Below are 18,195 nucleotides of genomic sequence, written 5' to 3' on the forward strand. Positions count from 1 at the left end.
ACAGATGATGGGCATGTATTGGCCATAAATCTATCGCCTAACATTTTTTAAGTATCCAATTAATGAAGTGCAAGTATTGATTTGAAAGCGTTAACTTTGATGTCATGAAGACTTCTTTGCAATAAAGAGAATTGTTTTTGCTATTCCCTTTCCATTCTGGCAACATGGAAGAACGGCAGTACCTCCTTGGAAGTCTTATATTTACGAATGTTTTTAAGTTTTAGTATGTTCGTTTTCGACTATGTACTAACCAATATTGTCTTTTTTGTTCATTAGAGGATTTATAGTAAATATATGGGCAGTTCGCCTGTCTGTTTAATGATATTGAGGAAAAACCCAAAAAAGTTTATGATTTTAATGTACATTGAATGATTCGTTTTTATTTAAATAAATTGTAATAGGTGGTCTAAAATGATTAAAAAGCTTCTTGGAAAAGGGAAAGCAAAAAAAACTCCTAAAATTAAGCTGAAACAAGTTCTGACCATTGCGCAAGAGAAAGATACACTGTTGATAAAAGGTGAATTTTCAATAGAACATTATTGCGCAAAAGAACTATGGTTATTTTCTAGGGATTACGAAGATCAAAAAATAAAAATAGCTGAGTCGGTGAGTTCATCTAAATTTGAGTTTAAAGTAGATTTGAAAGATTTAATGCGGAAATTAGACGGTGATGAACCGACTGTTTATGACTGTTATATAAAGGTTTCCGTTCCAGTTGAAAAGCTGAGCAAAAAAGCGATACTTAGTATCGAGCATAAAGCTGAATATGTAGAAGAGAACGAACAGGTTAATATCGAATATCCAATTCGTCTAGGGCGTTTCCAGGAAACGCACATGAACAATTTGAGTATTTATAACTATGAAGATAAACAAAGTATATTCACTATAACAAATAAAGGGAATTTATCTCTTTACTTCAATAAAACCCCTAAAATTTCGATTAAGTCTCAAATTGAAAAAATCAAAAGCAAATCGAAGGCCATGCAAATTAATGGTCAAATTTTCACCAAGCATTCAAGGATCATAAAAGGTGAGGGCCTTGTAAAAGGAAGACAAAGTGACAAAGAATATCAGGCAAATATCTCTTTTATTCATAATAAGGAAATGAATATTAAGAAATATGGACTGAATCGTTATATATATGATTTGAGAGTGGATTTAGAACAATTAGTCAGTGCGGATTTGGAAAATGATGTATATGACATTTACATGAAATTACATTTACATGATCAGGAAGAGCCGAAAATGGTACGCGTCGGAAGACCAACCACCAGAACTAAATTATTTACTAAAGAGACCGATGTCAGCTCGAATAATGGAGTTGCTATCGTCAATCCATACTATACCTTTAAAGCATCCAATTTATCATTGGAAGTGTTTAACTTCTCTACGGAAAGTTATCGATATTTAAAAAGGATGATGGGGTGGAGGCGGTTTTTGGCCTTATTTAAAAAGAAAAAGGATGTCTGGCTAATTGGAGAAAGAACGTATAAAGCCCAGGATACCGGATATCACTTTTTTAAATATATGAGGGAAAATCACCCAGAAAAAGAAGTGTATTATGTAATAGAAGAAAATTCAGTGGAAGCCAAGAACGTCGAGCCCTTTGGAAATATACTTTATTTCAAATCAAAGGATCATATTAAAAAGACTATGGAATCGACCCGTATCATTTCATCACATCATCCGGATTATTTATATCCTTTAAGAACTTCTGAATTTAAAAATCGTGTTAAGGGAGTTAAGGTATTTCTTCAACATGGTGTTATGGGCACGAAGAATATGGTGGCAAACTACGGGAAAAATGCAGTCTCAGGCTTTAGTACGGATGTTTTTCTGGTAAGTTCAGATTTCGAAAAGGATATGATTGTAACAGATTTTGGATACAACGAAAAAGAAGTATTCACGACGGGACTTTCGAGGTTCGACTCGCTGTTCAAGGATGATGTTTTAACTAAGCGGCAATTATTGATCATTCCAACATGGAGAGATTGGATTACATCCGATGAAATCTTTTTGGAAAGCGAGTATTTTGAAAGGTATCAGAAATTAGTGAATCACCCGGTTTTACATGAGTTATCTAAAAACAATGGATTCGAAATCATTTTTTGCCTTCACCCTAATATGCAGAAGTTCACGTCTTATTTCAAGGATGCCCCTGTCAGGGTGATCAGTCAGGGTGAAGTGGATGTCCAAAGATTAATTAAGGAAAGCGCGATTATGATCACGGACTATTCAAGTGTAGCGTTTGATTTTAGTTTCCTGCATAAACCGGTAATTTACTATCAATTTGATAGAGACCGTTTCATAGGGAAAAGACCGTCACATTTGGATTTGGATAACGATCTTCCGGGTGAAATCGTTGATGAATTGGATGAATTGTTAGGTGTATTAGCCGAATATGCCAACACTGATTTTGTCATGAAGAAAAAGTATATGGATAAGGCCAATCGTTTTATTAAATATCGCGATGTCCATTCTAATTCAAGGATATTCGAAGTGATTCAAAATGCAGAAAAAGATCAAAATTCAATAATTAAATTATATAACCATCCGATATCGAAACTCATTATGAATCGGTTCAGGAAAAGTGATAAGTATTTCCCTGTCATGAAAAAGGTTTATAAAATCATGTCCAAGGTTATCCCGGTTGACCGGAACCTTATTCTTTTTGAAAGTGGGATAGGGAAGCAATTCGCCGATAGCCCGAAGTATATTTATGAAGAACTGGTCAAAAGGGATAATAAATATAAAAAAGTTTGGGTGTATAATGGTAATTTACCAATAAAAGGTAAGAACACAAAGCTGATTAAACGCTTAAGTCCGGAATACTATTATTATTTAGCCAAAGCAGGTTATTGGATAAATAATCAAAACTTCCCTACCTATTTAAGCAAAAGGAAGGAAACGACATATATCCAGACTTGGCATGGTACCCCTTTGAAAAAAATGCTATTTGATATAGATAATATTCAGGGAAGAGACGATGGGTACTTAGATCGAGTGCATGGTGCAACGAGAACTTGGGATTATTTAATATCACCAAGTCCATACGCATCCAATGCATTCAGAAGCGCTTTCAAGTATGAAGGGGAAATTTTAGAAACGGGATATCCAAGAAATGATTTGTTTTACAGGGAAGATGCTTCAATGATTTCCAAGTCAGTGATGGAAAAACTGAAGATACCAAAAGGAAAAAAAGTCATCTTATATGCTCCTACATTCCGGGATAATCAAACTTCAAAAAACAATAAATTCATTTTCGAACTGAAATTTGATTTGGAAAGAATGAAGGAAGAATTAGGGGATGAATATATCCTGTTGTTAAGGATGCATGTTGTTATAAGTAATAATCTCAGCATCCCGAGTGAATTTGAGGATTTCGTGATAAATGTATCCAATTATTCAGATATTCAGGAACTTTACCTGATTTCTGATATATTGATCACGGATTATTCTTCAGTAATGTTCGATTTTGCTAATACTGCTCGGCCGATTTTGTACTACACTTATGATTTGGAAGATTACCGAGATAACATCCGTGGATTCTATATGGATTTTGAAAAGGAAGCACCAGGTCCATTTTTAAGTACAACTGAGGAGATTATCGAAACTATTACCAATATCGATGATATAAACATGCAATATAAAGAAAGATATGGTTTATTTAGAGAGAAGTATTGTGGAATAGAGGACGGTAAAGCTACCCGGAGAATCGTGGATAAATTTTTTAATGATTGATTCCTAAAATAAAGGGTATTGTTGCTTAAGTAACTGGTGAATTTGGCTGCCCAAGTCGAAACGTCTATGTTACCTCTAGACATAAAAGGAGAGAGGAATCGTATGAATTTCTTGGTACGTCAAAAAGCGAGAGAACTTTTAAAGAGCGGTAATATTCAATTGAAAAATAGTCCTGTAAGCTTAAGAAATAAATTTTTAGGAAAAGAAAAAAAAGTCACGGTAGTCACTGCTGCATATAATGCTGAAAAATTCATCAGAAAAACGATTGAATCAGTAATCAATCAAACCATCGGTATTGATCAGATTGAATACATCATTATTGATGATTGTTCGACAGATGGCACCAATAAAATCATTCAAGAGTATGCAGCCAAATATAAGAATATCTGTTCAGTTACCCTTCAAGAAAATAATGGGTCACCCGGAACTCCGAGAAACATTGGAATAGAATTGGGAACATCCAAATATATAACTTTTTTAGACGCGGATGACTGGCTTGCACATGATGGATTGGAAAGCCTCTATAACATCCTGGAGGAAACCGGTGATGATTATGTGGTGGGCAAAACGGTAAAAGTCGAATCCGGGTCAGAGAGCGTCATCGGTGAGTTTGCTTCCATTAAAGAAAGAAGAAGCATCACCCCTCTGGATGTTCCGCACTTTTTTTATCATATGGGTCCAACGGCAAGGATGATGAATCTGCCTATGGTTAAAGAAAATGAAATTGGTTTTCCGAATATGAAATTCGGTGAGGATAAATGGTTTTTTACTGATGTTTTCTTTAAAGTTAGAGCAGTATCAACTACTAAAAAACCTATTTATTATGTCAATAGAACGTCTGAAAACCCCTCTTCTTTAACACGTGTCACGAATGTGTTGGACAAAAGGAAAGCGGATATTGAAATAATAAAGTATATTCAATCCAAGGATATTGCCATTGAATTGAAAAAGGTGGCTCTTAACCGGATTTATGAGTACGATATTGTAAAAACGTTCGACAGTCAAACCTTTGTGAAAGCCAAGAATAAAGAAGATTTTATAGAAATATTAAAGGAAGCTGTCGAAACTGCGAAAAACTTGTCATATGACTTCAAGAATGAATTTAAAGTACCTATTTATAAATTGGCACTTGAATTATTCATGGAGGATCGTGTTGGTGATTTCATAAAGTTGTTTGAATGGTTGAAGCGAGAGTCCAATAAAAAATATCATATAAAAGATGGTTTACCTTATTACGAACTTCCATTTCTGGAAGGTGAATATCGCTTTGTCAGGATACCGATGCTTGCCCGTGCACTGGATTCTTATATTATGGATAATGTCTACCACCAAAGTTTTGAGATTTATGGTGATGATATAAACAACATAGATTCTGTATTGATACGTGATAGGACAAGAATCGACAATGAAATCAATTGCGGAGTTCAAATAGAAGGTAATAGAGGCCATTTCACTGTTTCATTGGATGAAATTGATAAAATGGAAAAGTCCTTATTTACGTTGTTCATTCGCTACAATGATTATCAATTGGTGAATATTAAAAGGATCCTGAAAAATAAGATGACTTATAATAAGAAAAATGTGGAGTTTTATACAACAGTGGCAAATAATTTGGGACTGGCAATAAAGTCTTTGGAGTAGCTGTTAGAAGCACACCAAAAATAAGCTCTCCCTTCTATTGGGCGAGCTTATTTTTAATTCGATTTATTAACATGGTTCACTTATCATTAATCAATAAAAAGGGAGATCGGATATGTCAAATGAAAAAATACAAACCTCAAAGAGACCTTCCTTTCTATCGCTAGTTAAAAATAAGGCTAAAGCAATTATTTTAAGAGGATATAAAATGGCCTTTGCATTGGTGGGGACAGTATTGCCAGTGGACCGGAAGCTGGTTATTTTTGAGAGCTTTTTGGGCAAGCAGTATAGCTGCAATCCCCGGGCGATTTATGAATACTTGCAGAGTAACCATCCTGAATATAAAATGTATTGGAGCGTAGATAAAAGATATACAGCTCATTTCGAAGAGGCAGGCATCCCATATCTCAATCGCTTTTCATTTAGTTGGTTGCTCAAAATGACAAGAGCCCAGTATTGGGTAACGAACAGCAGGCTCCCGCTTTGGATTCCGAAGCCGAAGCACACGATCTATCTGCAAACGTGGCATGGTACTCCATTAAAGAAACTTGCGGCGGATATGAATGAGGTTCATATGCCTGGAACAACGACGGATAAATATAAAGAAAATTTCCATGCCGAATCAAGTAAATGGGATTATTTAATTTCACCGAACGCTTATTCAAGTGAAATTTTTGCACGTGCCTTCAATGTCGATACTGCTAAAATTCTGGAAACCGGTTATCCTCGCAATGATATACTTTACAATGGGAATAATCGTGATACAATCGACTCATTGAAACAGAAGTTGGGTATACCAATAGAGAAAAGGATCGTTTTATATGCACCAACTTGGAGGGACGATGAGTTTTATAGCAAGGGAAAATATAAGTTTGAAATAAAACTCGATCTGAATCGAATGAAACAGGAATTGGGGGAGGAGTATGTCATTTTGCTCCGTCTTCATTACTTGGTTTCCGAGAACTTGGATTTATCGGCGTATCAAGGATTCGCTTATGATTTATCCAGTTACGAAGATATTAGTCATTTGTATCTTATTTCGGATTTATTAATAACTGATTATTCCTCCGTATTCTTTGATTACGCAAATTTACAGCGTCCGATGCTTTTCTATGTATATGATATTGAAAATTACAGGGACAAGCTTCGCGGTTTTTACTTTGATTTCGAAAAGAGTGCACCTGGTTTGTTAGTCAAAACATCTGATGCGGTCATTGATAGTATCAAGACGATGAAATATGAAAATACCAATGATATCAATCATTTTCACGAGCGGTTTTGTGCACTCGAGGATGGCCAGGCTTCACGCCGTGTCGTAGAAAAAGTGTTTTTAGGAAGGTCTGTGTAATTTATGAGTTCAGCTTTGACCGTTTTAAAAGAACAAATCAATAATTTTTATTTGGTAAGGCGTTTATCTGTTTATGAGATGAAAAGTGCCAACAGCAATAACTACCTGGGAGTCTTATGGGAAATCATCAATCCAATGATACAGATTGCGATTTATTGGTTTGTATTCGGATTTATAATCCTAAATCGCGGGGAAAATTTCCTTCCATGGCTGATGGCAGGGATCGTTGTCTGGTTCTTTGTGAATCCTTCGATAACCCAAACGTCCAAATCCGTCTATTCCCGACTGAATATGGTATCCAAGATGAGCTTTCCGATGAGTGTAATTCCATCGTACGTCATCTTTGCCAAGTTGTATCAGCATATCATGCTGCTGGGAGTCATCATCATCCTATTAGGTTTTACTGGATACCTTCCAACAGTTTATATCATACAACTGCCGTATTATGTTGCTGCGACGGTCTTGCTATTATTTTCAATTGGGTTAATCTCTTCAACATTATCAACCATTATTCGTGACGTTCATAATATAATCGTGTCCTTAATGAAAGTCTTGTTTTATTTAACACCAATCCTTTGGGTATTGGATGCTAAGGAGCACCCTATCATACTAAACATCATGAAGCTGAATCCGCTATATTATATTGTGGAAGGGTATCGGGCTTCATTGTTGGGGGAATCATGGTATCTAATAGCGCATTGGGAATATACCCTTTATTTCTGGGCAGTCGTTATCATCTTATTTTTGATAGGTTCCTCGCTGCATGTCAGGTTTAGAGATCGCTTTGTTGACTTTAAGTAAACTGGAAGTGAGAAAAATTGGAAAAATCGGTAATTGTCAAAGATATAACGAAAAAATATAAATTATATAATAAAAACTCGGAAAAATTATTGGATCTTCTTTTGCCCAAAAGCTATGGGGAAGAGTACTTTGCTCTGAGGAATGTAAGTTTTGAAGCGGAAAAGGGCGATGTAATAGGATTTGTCGGGGTCAACGGGTCAGGTAAGTCCACATTGTCCAATATTATTGCAGGCATCATCCCACCCACGGACGGAAATGTCCAAACTAACGGGAAAACGGCTTTGATTGCCGTTGCATCGGGCCTGAATAATCAGTTGACGGGCAGAGAAAACATCGAACTGAAAATGCTGATGCTCGGATTCGATAAAAATCGGATCAAAGAACTTGAGCCTGAGATCATTGAGTTTTCGGAACTTGGTAAGTTCATTGACCAACCGGTGAAATCCTACTCAAGCGGCATGAAGTCCAGGCTTGGTTTTTCCATTTCCGTGCATATTGATCCAGATATCCTGATTATTGATGAAGCCTTATCAGTCGGGGATAAAAACTTTGCTGAGAAGTGTTTAGAGAAAATGAACGAATTTAAGGCAAAAGGAAAAACGATGTTCTTTGTCAGCCATTCAATCGGTCAGATGAAGAAATTTTGCCAAAAGGCTTTATGGCTTGAATATGGAGAGTTAAAGGCATATGGTGCCATGAACGAAGTAATGCCGCAATATGAAGCATTCTTAAAAGAATATAACGCCATGTCTAAACAAGAACAGAAAAAATACCGTGAAGAACAAATGAAAAGGCGCAGTTCCGCACTGGTATGAAAGTGAAAAGCAGACCCGGGCTACGGGTCTGCTTTTTTTAGTTAAGCACTTTTTCATAAGCTTTCTCAAACCGCTCGGCAGCTGAAAGGTGGGAGTATTCGCTTTCCATTTTATATCTTGCTTTCGCAGCTAAATTTGCTGCATATTCAGGATCATTAAGCAGGTTGGAGATGGCTTGTGCAAGTGCGTCTTCATTTTTTTCCGCTACTAACAGACCATCTTCTCCATCAATTAGAATCTCCTTTAAACCTCCGATTGCACTTGCGATGACGGGTGAGCGGCAACTCATCGCTTCTAAGGCAGAAATGGAAGTCGCTTCTTCCACCCCGTGGGAATGAACGCTTGGGATGAGTACGATGTCCGATGCTTCATAGAGGTTATGCATTTTCTCGAACGGCACTGAACCGAGAAAAAGTACGGAATCTGATATTTTGAGCCTGGCTGCGGTTTCCTCGAGCCGGCTTCGCTGTTCACCCGTACCTGCATAGACCAATACTGTTTCAGGATGGTTTTCCAGCACCTCCGGCAGAGAAAGAAGCGGGTATATGACACCGTTCTTTTCAGTCATTCTTCTCGGAACGAAAAGCATCTTTTTATGTAGCGGTATTTGAAAGTCCCGGCGAGTTTGCTCCCGCTTTGCTCTTTCGGGTTTGAAAGCAGACACGTCAATGAAGTTCTTGATCGTATCCGCTTCTATATGTGCCAAATGATTGATATAGTCTTTGATCCTTTGATCGACCGTCACTACTTTTGCAGCGGACTGATAAGCTTTCCTTTCTAGTTCGCGAATGATCAAATCTTCTTCACTATCCGGAAGAAGGGCGCCCCTGCTGACTGCCTCGAATGAATAATACCCATGGACGGTTTGCACCGTCGGTATCCCGGATTCGATGGAGGCAAGCGTTGCGAAAATGTCTTGAGCATTAATGACATCATAGTTCTTTTTCAAGGCTTTAATAGATGAAGCCAACAATTTTTGGCGTTGCCGGTCATTGAAAAGCTGGCCGCTACCCTGTTTTACTTTATTTAATAAAAATCCTGGGGCCTGGGCGAGCATTTTCCTCTTGAAAGGGTGTAATTGAGAGAAAGATAAAATGTCCACATTATGGCCCCGTGAAATTAACCCCTTTTTTAACGTAGTGATATGACTCGATAGCCCTCCTTCATGAGGGTAGTTGAAAATCGTTGTGATTAAAATGTCCATAGTGGCACTCCTTCTTCTAATGCATTAATTTGATGATCTGATTCTTTTCAGAGCTTGCAGGCTGCTTACTTTAAAAAGAATGGATAATGCGAGATATAGTCCGAATACTAGCAGCGAGATGATCACTAATTCCATGATGATGGGCAACTTTAGGGTAAGAGGGTGGACCCAGAGAGCCATTCCGTAAATGACGGTTCCGATGATGGTAAGCTTGCTGCTTTCCTGAAAAACATCCCTGAAAGCGGCCTTGTCCGCTCTTGCTGTCTTCAGCCATAGGTAGACGAAAAGGTAGAGAGATTGCAGGAGCATGGAAATACCCGATGCTAAAGCGATTCCGCCGACGCCGAGATAACGTGATAGGACCCAGCTGAGCAGGACGTTAAGCAATACGGCAATCAGGCAGGAATACATCGCCACTTTCGTTTTCTTCAAGGCGTAGAAAGCGTTCATCAAATAATCCCTCAGTGCAAAGAATGGGAGGCAGGCAGAATAAAAGACGAATGCCCTATAAGTCATTTCGGTTGCTGAAGCATCGAAAGCCCCGCGTTGGAAAGCCAGAGTGATTAAGCTGTTTCCGCTGATTAACATGACGACCATGAACGGAATCGCTAAAAATAACAGCGATTTCAACCCCTTTAAGGTCAAATTAAGGAAAGATTGATAGCCTATAAGCGCACGCTCGACGATTGAAGGGTACAATACGGTAATCAGCGGCGTGAGGACAATGCTTAATGGCAGCCAAAGCAGGCGATTGGCATAGTTCAAGGCCGATACGCTTCCGGTTTCGAGCGAGGTCGCAATAATCCGATCGACGACACTATTCAACTGGATCGCCAAAGCGGCGATAATGATTGGATAAAAGGTGTACAGTGTTTGTGCGATCTGCCGTTTATGAGGCAGGAAAGAGACGATGGGCCGGATTCCGTACAGCTTCAATGAGGGGTATTGGATAAGGAACTGGCTTGCTGCACCGAGCACAAACCCCCAAGCCAACCCTTCAATCCCAAACGGAGCAGCCAACAATACGGTGGCTGCGATAATTACCGTGTTTTGTGCAGTTGAAGTGAGTGCTGGCAGAATAAAACGCTTATTCGCATTGAGGACCCCCGTCGCCATGTAGGATAGCGTGAAAAATAGTAAACTTGGCAGCATGATCCGGGTCAGTGACTCCGTCAGGACCAGTTCCGAATCAGAGAAACCCGGGGCCGTCAACATGACGAGCGGCTTTATGAAAATCATGCAGGCAATGGTCAGGATTCCGGCAACCAGCATAAAGAAAGAACCTAAAACACTGATGAATTCATCAGCTTTCAACGGGTTATCCGCCTTCTTTTCCAAGTAAATGGGGATAACGCCGGCCTGAAGACCGCTGCCGATAGCCGTAAAAAGAATGGTTGGTATAAGGCTTGCCACGAAAAAAACATCTGCCATCGATGATGCCCCGAAATAGGCGGCTATGATCGATTCCCGCCCGAATCCGAGGACTTTTCCAATGGCAGCAATAATAGTGACGAGCCCGACCGATTTAATGACATGTGAAAGAGTAGGCATATTTTCAATCCTTTAATATGATGTCCTTCTGTAAACAGAATCCTAAACAACTATAAAATATCAGCGTAAACGTTTTATCTTCGAGAATATTGTAGAAAAGTCCTGCTAATAATGCGGCCAACATCAGGCAGATGGTGAACGCTGCCAAAGTGCCATTTTCCGATTTCAGGATTGTACGGCAGGTGAAAAAGATGAATGCAAGAACCGCAAGAAAGCCCAGCACACCAGTTTGCACCAGAATCTGGATATATTGATTATCGGTATACATCCTTTCACCAATTTGATATTCCCGATAAATTGGTGAGGAAAAGGATAGTGTGGCAGAATCTCCGAAGGTTGCTAACCCTGTACCGATTATCGGGTGATCTTTGAAAATCTCAATTCCCTTGATCAGGACATATAACCGGCCCCACTCTGTACTCTGGTGCAGTGTCTTATCAGAGAACATGTCTGAAAAACGATTGGAAAGGGCATGTTCGTGTTCAGTAGAGGGGGTGCTGCCGATTATCACATTTTCCATGGGAATCGATGCGGATACCTCCACTTTACTTGATGCAAATAACGCTGGGTAATAAATAAGAAGCAGGCCGAGACAAAATGCTCCTACAGCATATTTGAAGAATGGTTTATTTCTGGTCCATATCATAAAGACAAGCGCCGCGAACCCGAATGCAATCATCGTGCCCCGTGAATAGGTAAGCAGTAACGTTCCGGAAAACAGGATGGCAGCAAGAAAGACGATCCATTTATATTTTTTCATCGACTGAAATAGAAAGAAACTAAGGAATAACTGAATGCTTAAGAATAAGGCGAATACATTGGGATTGGCAGGTGCTCCATAAATCCTCATCCGGTTTGTCGGCGAAAGATTCCACATTTCCCATGAGTGTGGAAGCAGGATCGTACGAGAAAAGATTTTCTCCACTATGCCATGCAGGCAAAGTAAGATTGTAAATATTAGCATTACCTTCAAAAAGCGAAAGATATCCTTTCTTTCTAGATTTAATTCACCGATAATGTAAAGAAGCAAGAATGTGATAAGCAATGCACGAAGTTCAAATATGATGGGGAGGATTCCCACTCCGTTCATGAGTGCAGCTGCGGCGCCAATTAAACAAAACAACCAAAATGGCGCAGTAAAATGATATTTCGAAAATTGCCATTCGTTCTTTTTGAATCTTTCAATAAGCAAAGAAATGAATAAGGTGAGGATGATCAGGTCACCTGTATAGGTTAAGCCGCTATTCAGTTCCATAAATAAGGGACGGGCAGGGAAATAAATGAATAGAATTAATAACAGGTTTTTTTTATTTATACCGATAAAAACGAGCATCAACGCCGTTGCCAAGTAACCGGCGATAGGGTGAGGCACTGCAGATGGGACGAGCAGGCACAGTAATAGAATGGGTAACGATTGTTTTTCTAGAAACTTCAATTGATTAACCACCTTTGAATCAAAAATCACGTTCTATGATGTGTATGAAAAAATTTCTTGAATAATACCCCACCCTTTAGATGTATAGTACATATGAAAGGCTGAAGTGAAATGACAGAAAAGTTTGTTGAGATACTATCCATACCATTCATTGATAGCAATATGGATGAATTCATGAATGGAATGATATATCCAAGATTGATGAATCAGGAAAAAACGTTTGTCGTTACGGCAAATCCGGAAATAGTTGAGTATGCAAATGAACATCAGGATTATAAAGACATAATTTTATCTGCTGATTACATCACTCCGGATGGCGTTGGTATTATTATGGCCTCTAAATGGCTAAATCAACCTTTACAAGAGCGGATTACAGGATTCGACTTGATGAATGAATTATTTCGGGTCGCTGATGAAAGAGCGCTGAAGGTATACATGCTTGGAGCGGAAGAAAACGTGATTGAAGCGGCGGCCCTGAAAGTAAAAGAACTATACCCGGGTCTCGAGTTGGTCGGATACAATCATGGTTACATTGATATCAAGGATGATACCCTGCCTAAGTCGATAGCGGAACTTGAACCTGACATCATTTTGACTGCATTGGGGTTCCCTAGGCAGGAAAAATGGGTTTCCAGGCACTATGCGTTATTCAATAAAGGGTTATTCATGGGAGTTGGGGGGAGCTTTGATGTACTTGCGGGTAAGGTGAACCGCGCCCCGGTTTTCTGGCAAAAGATGCGTCTTGAATGGTTGTACCGACTTATCCAGCAACCTTCACGGTGGAAACGGATGCTTGCACTGCCAAGATTCGTATTAAAGGTTAGGCGATTGAGGAAATCGGTGCAGCGTTCCTGAACATAAGGAGTGGACTGGATGAGGATCTTGCATTTAAACGCCGGTAATGAAACCGGCGGCGGTATGTTTCATATAATGTCCTTACTGAACCAATTGAATAAAGAGGAGTGTTTGCTTGGTTTATTTGAAGATGGTGAACTTTACCGGCGGGCCATGTCCTCTGGGATACAAACCGAACTTTTCAGGCAACATTCCAAATATGACCTTTCAATTTTGAAACCTTTAAGGGACTTTATCCGTCAAAATAATATAGACATCATCCATACACATGGTCCGCGGGCGAATATATATGGTGCCTTTATAAAGCGCCTCGTTAAATGCCCTTGGCTTCTTACTGTTCACAGTTCACCTCATCATGACTTTTTGGGGCAGGGTGTAAAAGGAAAATTGTTTACGGGCCTTCATGTAAGGTCATTTCAATATGCCGATCATATACTGGCAGTTTCCGACCGCTTTAAGCAGGACTTGATTGACCAAGGAATCCATTCGTCCAAAATAACAAAGATCCTAAACGGAATTGACTTTGAAAAGGAATTGCCTTTCCCATTTCAAAGAGAAGATTTTGGGTTTGGGAAAGACGATTTCATCGTAATCATGCCTGCAAGGCTTGAGCCGGTGAAAGGTCATGAATTTGCTTTAGAAGCATTAAGTGAAGTTGTATCAGAGTTCCCCCATGTAAAGCTGTTGCTTGCAGGGGACGGGAGCAGGAGATCCGCTTTGGAAGAGATGGTCTCGGAAAAGGGATTATCAGATCACGTGTACTTTTTAGGGTATCGTGAAGATTTAGATCGAATCTACCCGTTGGGGGATATCACATTATTGACTTCCTTAAGCGAAAGTTTTCCACTGGTTTTACTTGAAGGAGCAAGATCGGGTCTTCCGGTAATCACAAGTGATGTCGGCGGTGTAAAGGAATTGATTCCCGATCGGGGCAAGGGCTGGATTACGGATATCGGCAATGTCGAACAGCTGAAATTGGCCATCTGCAATGCTTTAGAATTAAAAAAATCCGGGAACCTGACAAAGATAGGGGCGGATTTACAAAAATTTGCAAAAAACAACTTTTCTATAGAGATTTTAGCCAATAACGTATATAATGTTTATTTGAGGATGAAAAATTAAAATAAGCATTTATATATAGGTTTTCTTATAGATCGTTACGGGTATTAGATTTTTAGTTGAATTGAGGTGGTTTTTGATGTCGTTCCTGATGTTAATAGGGGCCTTGTTGGTATCCTTTTTATTATCCATTTTTTTGACTCCTTTTGTCGGAAAGCTGGCCTTTAAATTAGGAGCTACCGATAAACCGAATGAGCGAAAAGTGCATAGTAAAGTTATGCCGCGCATGGGCGGTTTAGCTATATTTTTGAGTTTTTTCATTACTTTCTTGCTTTTCATGAATGATTTTTGGGAGCAGTTGCCCCTCATGAATGATTTTTGGGAGCAGTTGCCCCTCATGAATGATTTTTGGGAGCAGTTGCCCCTTCTGGTGGGAGCCCTTGTCATCATTTTGATTGGGATGGCAGATGATATTTTTGAATTAAGAGCTGCACCCAAATTCCTGGGCCAGGTTTTGGCTGCCCTCATCATCGTATTATGGGGCGGTCTTGAAGTGGAATTCATCAATTTGCCGTTCTTTATAGATACACTTGAATTTGGTGTTTTAAGTATACCGATAACCATTTTGTGGATTGTCAGCATCATTAATGCAATTAACCTAATAGATGGACTGGATGGTCTTGCAGGCGGTGTCTCAACGATCGCATTAGTGACAATTGCAACAATGGCCCTTATTAAAGGGGACCTATTTGTTGCTATGGTAGCATTGATCGTGATTGGAAGCACTCTTGGCTTTTTGAAATATAACTTTCATCCGGCAAAGATTTTCATGGGAGATACAGGCGCATTATTCTTAGGTTACATCATTGCCGTTCTGTCCCTGCAAGGGTTTAAAAACGTTACGATGATTTCATTGATCGTACCGATCATCATTTTGGGTGTGCCCATTTCGGATACATTTTTCGCGATTATCCGCAGGGTCGTCAATAAACAGCCAATCTCGGCTGCTGATAAATCCCATTTACATCACTGTCTGATAAACTTGGGATTCACTCATAAGCAGACTGTATTGCTCATTTACGCTTTAGCTGCTTGCTTTGGCTTAGCGGCAATAATCTTTCAATTTGCAACAGTGTGGGGAGCTTTGATACTTGTAACGGGACTCATGCTGATCATAGAAATTTTTGTGGAGAAAATTGGTTTGGTCAATTCAAACTATCAGCCGTTGCTCAAGATGCTCAACTTTAAAAACAAACCATGATCATTTTGGAAATAGATTACTAGATTAGCTAAATTCGCTAGTGTATATATGAAAAGCCACCAACCGTGATACGGCTGGTGGCTTTTTTGCTCCTAACTGGAGGGGGCGCAAAGATAGCAAAAAAGGAAACCCCCACTCATAAAGAGTGGGGGTTTCACTTTATTCTTGTATTTGTGATTGAACTGCTTCAGTTTGAGTGGCTTCAGCTGGTCCCAGGTTCAAGTGGGATTGAAGCAACAGCTTAGTGTTTGCTAATGATGTTTCGTTCAGCTGATAATAATAGGTTCCGCTAATGGTAGAATCCTGACCTTCAAGTTTGATGGTTTCAAGATTAAGGCCTTTATCGGTAGTTACATATTTTATGAAACCTCTCATTTGTGAGAATTGAAGGTTCGTTGTCATATTGTCACCGACAGCTTCCATTACGTCCGTATATTTCGTTAGTGATCCAGCCGAGGTTGCTTTGGCGATGATGGCTTTCAGGACTTCCTGCTGACGCTCACCACGTTGGATATCACTGTCCTTTTTACGTGTCCGTGCAAACGCTAATGCTTCTTCACCATTAACGGTCTGTATTCCTTCTTCAAGGTGGATGGCATTCTTCTTGTCATTTGAATCCATTTCATTCAATTCATAAGGTACGTCGACTTCGATACCGTCCAATGAATTCACGACATCGATGAAAGCATTAAAGTTCATGCGAACATAATAATCGACAGGGATATCGAGTAACTCCTCAACGGTGTCCATCGTCGCTTTCGGTCCGCCGGCAGCATGGGCAGCGTTGATTTTTGTGGTTACGCCTTTGGCTGGTACGTACACATAGGAATCACGGGGAATGCTTAGTAGTTTTATAGATTTCTGATCTTTATTGAAAGTGGCCAGAATTAAAGCATCCGAGCGTGAGTTGCCTTTAAAATCACGTTCCTTACTATCATCGATTCCGATGAAAAGAATGGAGAAATTATCTTCGAGCGGGTCGATTGCTGCACTTCGCTTTGCTGATGCTTCCACAGGGTCATAGGAATCATTGAATACATTCTGGGCTTTCATATACAGCGTTGCAGCATAAGTAGAAGCACCCAGACCAAGTACCAGCAGGGGAACAAGCAATAACCAAAGCCTCTTTCGCCTTTTTTTCTTTGTTTTTTTAATTTTATAAACACGCCTAGTAGTAGACATCTTTTTCTTCTCCTTTTAAATAACGAACATCAGACATATATCGCTATTTTTCGAATCCTGCAGTTTATATTTCGTCATTTATTACAACTAATTTTACAATGATTTAATAATTTCGTAAAATAAATATTTCTTTTCAATTATATTACAGCATAAAAAAGGAAAAATATGCAGGAGTATATCAGGAGAATTCCTCTTCCAAATAAAGCATTTCTTCCTCAGTGATGTGGCCTTGGCCATTTGTCAGCTCTGTAATCCAAGCGGTATATGTCTCTTTTTGTGTTTCCTCGACATATACAAGGATATTGACCTGATCAAGGTACTGAATTTCCTTTATTTGATAAATGGAAGATCGCAATTCGTTTTCCAATTTTCCAAGCCAGGTGTAGTCGACGGTTGTCGAAATGACACGCATTAGTTTTCTAATGACCACACCAGTGGAATTTATTCCTTCTGAAGTCGCTTTGCTGTAAGCGCGAATGAGACCGCCAGCACCAAGTTTGATGCCGCCAAAATACCGTGTGACCACAACTGCGGTGTCTTTCAGATCCTTTTTCTTAAGCACTTCTAGGATAGGGACGCCTGCCGTTCCGCTCGGTTCCCCATCGTCGAGGGCTTTTTGGATTTGATTTTGTTCCCCGATCATATAGGCTGAACAATTATGTGTAGCATCTTTGTGCTTTTTCTTGATTTCCTGGATAAAGGCCTGTGCGGCATCTTCGGTTTCAACCCGGGCGATGTGGGAAATAAAACGCGATTTTTCAATGACGATTTCATGTTCGCCGCGACCTGCCACCGTTAAATATTGAGTGAGCATTACTATTCCACCTTCGTACTTCCTATTAGTTGATTTATTATAAGGCTTTGCGGAAAAAGTGGCAATGACGATTCATTTACATGCCGCATGTGTAAAGAAACTTTAATATAAGATAAAGCTGTACGTGTTATAATTAATTTCATTGCCTGTTATTGTTATTAGCTGGTCATATATGCTTAAAAGAATAACATTGTAGGAAAAACATGGGTTCTGTGCCATTATCCTGGCTTTACCTTAACGTGTCCTCTCTTTTCAAGGATTTTGCCATTTAATAAATGCATCTGTTTCATATGATAATCAATGGAGCGGAATATCCCATTTGATTGAAAAGGATAATTTGTATTAGGATAATAGAAATGGCTTTCTGCCTTTAAAAGGCAGACTTAATGGCCGGGAATATGAGATGTATAGTAAATATGTACATTTTATGGAAATCATAAAAGGAAATTAACGTATTTTTAAACTTTTTTTGGTACAATATGTTCATGAAG

At 39.3% G+C, this 18,195-nt stretch carries 12 protein-coding genes and 1 pseudogene; 8 read left to right on the forward strand and 5 right to left on the reverse strand.

The window, feature by feature from the left end; genetic code table 11:
* The first annotated feature begins 411 nt into the window (after positions 1-411).
* From ACIROD_RS20070 to tagH, 5 genes and pseudogenes are all read left to right on the forward strand, one after another.
* Positions 412-3,741 (forward strand): CDP-glycerol glycerophosphotransferase family protein, encoded by a 3,330-nt coding sequence (locus tag ACIROD_RS20070; protein ID WP_402943424.1) that lies wholly within the window; start codon positions 412-414, stop codon positions 3,739-3,741.
* Between the two features lie 102 nt (positions 3,742-3,843).
* The gene (locus ACIROD_RS20075) at positions 3,844-5,382 is read left to right on the forward strand and encodes a glycosyltransferase family 2 protein (RefSeq protein ID WP_402943427.1); all 1,539 of its coding nucleotides are present in this window, start codon (positions 3,844-3,846) and stop codon (positions 5,380-5,382) included.
* A gap of 139 nt (positions 5,383-5,521) precedes the next feature.
* Positions 5,522-6,727, forward strand: a pseudogene (locus tag ACIROD_RS20080) (CDP-glycerol glycerophosphotransferase family protein); the annotation flags it as partial.
* 3 nt (positions 6,728-6,730) lie between these two features.
* A complete protein-coding gene (locus ACIROD_RS20085; protein ID WP_402943430.1) occupies positions 6,731-7,528 on the forward strand; it encodes an ABC transporter permease in 798 nt (265 codons plus the stop codon).
* Positions 7,529-7,545: 17 nt separating this feature from the next.
* Positions 7,546-8,343 (forward strand): teichoic acids export ABC transporter ATP-binding subunit TagH, encoded by a 798-nt coding sequence (gene tagH, locus ACIROD_RS20090; protein WP_101223779.1) that lies wholly within the window; start codon positions 7,546-7,548, stop codon positions 8,341-8,343.
* Positions 8,344-8,380: 37 nt separating this feature from the next.
* Here the strand turns inward: tagH and ACIROD_RS20095 are convergent, their stop codons facing one another.
* From ACIROD_RS20095 to ACIROD_RS20105, 3 genes are read right to left on the reverse strand one after another with little or no spacing between them, the layout of a single operon-like run.
* Entirely contained in the window at positions 8,381-9,547 is a 1,167-nt protein-coding gene (locus ACIROD_RS20095) for a glycosyltransferase family 4 protein (protein WP_402943433.1), read from the reverse strand.
* A gap of 24 nt (positions 9,548-9,571) precedes the next feature.
* Positions 9,572-11,098, reverse strand: coding sequence for a murein biosynthesis integral membrane protein MurJ (gene murJ / locus ACIROD_RS20100; RefSeq protein WP_402943436.1), 1,527 nt, complete (start codon positions 11,096-11,098; stop codon positions 9,572-9,574).
* Between the two features lie 4 nt (positions 11,099-11,102).
* The gene (locus ACIROD_RS20105; protein ID WP_402943439.1) at positions 11,103-12,533 is read right to left on the reverse strand and encodes an O-antigen ligase family protein; all 1,431 of its coding nucleotides are present in this window, start codon (positions 12,531-12,533) and stop codon (positions 11,103-11,105) included.
* Positions 12,534-12,644: 111 nt separating this feature from the next.
* On the opposite strand from ACIROD_RS20105, the gene ACIROD_RS20110 reads away from it, so the two are divergent.
* From ACIROD_RS20110 to ACIROD_RS20120, 3 genes are all read left to right on the forward strand, one after another.
* Positions 12,645-13,388: a WecB/TagA/CpsF family glycosyltransferase gene (locus ACIROD_RS20110; protein ID WP_101223775.1), complete on the forward strand. Its 744-nt coding sequence runs from the start codon at positions 12,645-12,647 to the stop codon at positions 13,386-13,388.
* Positions 13,389-13,406: 18 nt separating this feature from the next.
* Positions 13,407-14,510 (forward strand): glycosyltransferase family 4 protein, encoded by a 1,104-nt coding sequence (locus tag ACIROD_RS20115; protein ID WP_402943442.1) that lies wholly within the window; start codon positions 13,407-13,409, stop codon positions 14,508-14,510.
* A gap of 88 nt (positions 14,511-14,598) precedes the next feature.
* Positions 14,599-15,708, forward strand: a complete 1,110-nt coding sequence (locus ACIROD_RS20120) for a glycosyltransferase family 4 protein (RefSeq protein WP_402944039.1) — start codon at positions 14,599-14,601, stop codon at positions 15,706-15,708.
* Positions 15,709-15,867: 159 nt separating this feature from the next.
* On the opposite strand, the gene ACIROD_RS20125 is transcribed toward ACIROD_RS20120, so the two are convergent.
* Both ACIROD_RS20125 and ACIROD_RS20130 read right to left on the reverse strand, forming a co-directional pair.
* Positions 15,868-16,890 (reverse strand): LCP family protein, encoded by a 1,023-nt coding sequence (locus ACIROD_RS20125; RefSeq protein WP_101223773.1) that lies wholly within the window; start codon positions 16,888-16,890, stop codon positions 15,868-15,870.
* A 178-nt stretch (positions 16,891-17,068) separates the two neighbouring features.
* A complete protein-coding gene (locus tag ACIROD_RS20130; RefSeq protein WP_402943445.1) occupies positions 17,069-17,704 on the reverse strand; it encodes a YigZ family protein in 636 nt (211 codons plus the stop codon).
* Between the last annotated feature and the right edge of the window lie 491 nt (positions 17,705-18,195).

The sequence above is a fragment of the Peribacillus sp. NPDC101481 genome (assembly GCF_044767165.1).
Classification (GTDB): domain Bacteria; phylum Bacillota; class Bacilli; order Bacillales; family DSM-1321; genus Peribacillus.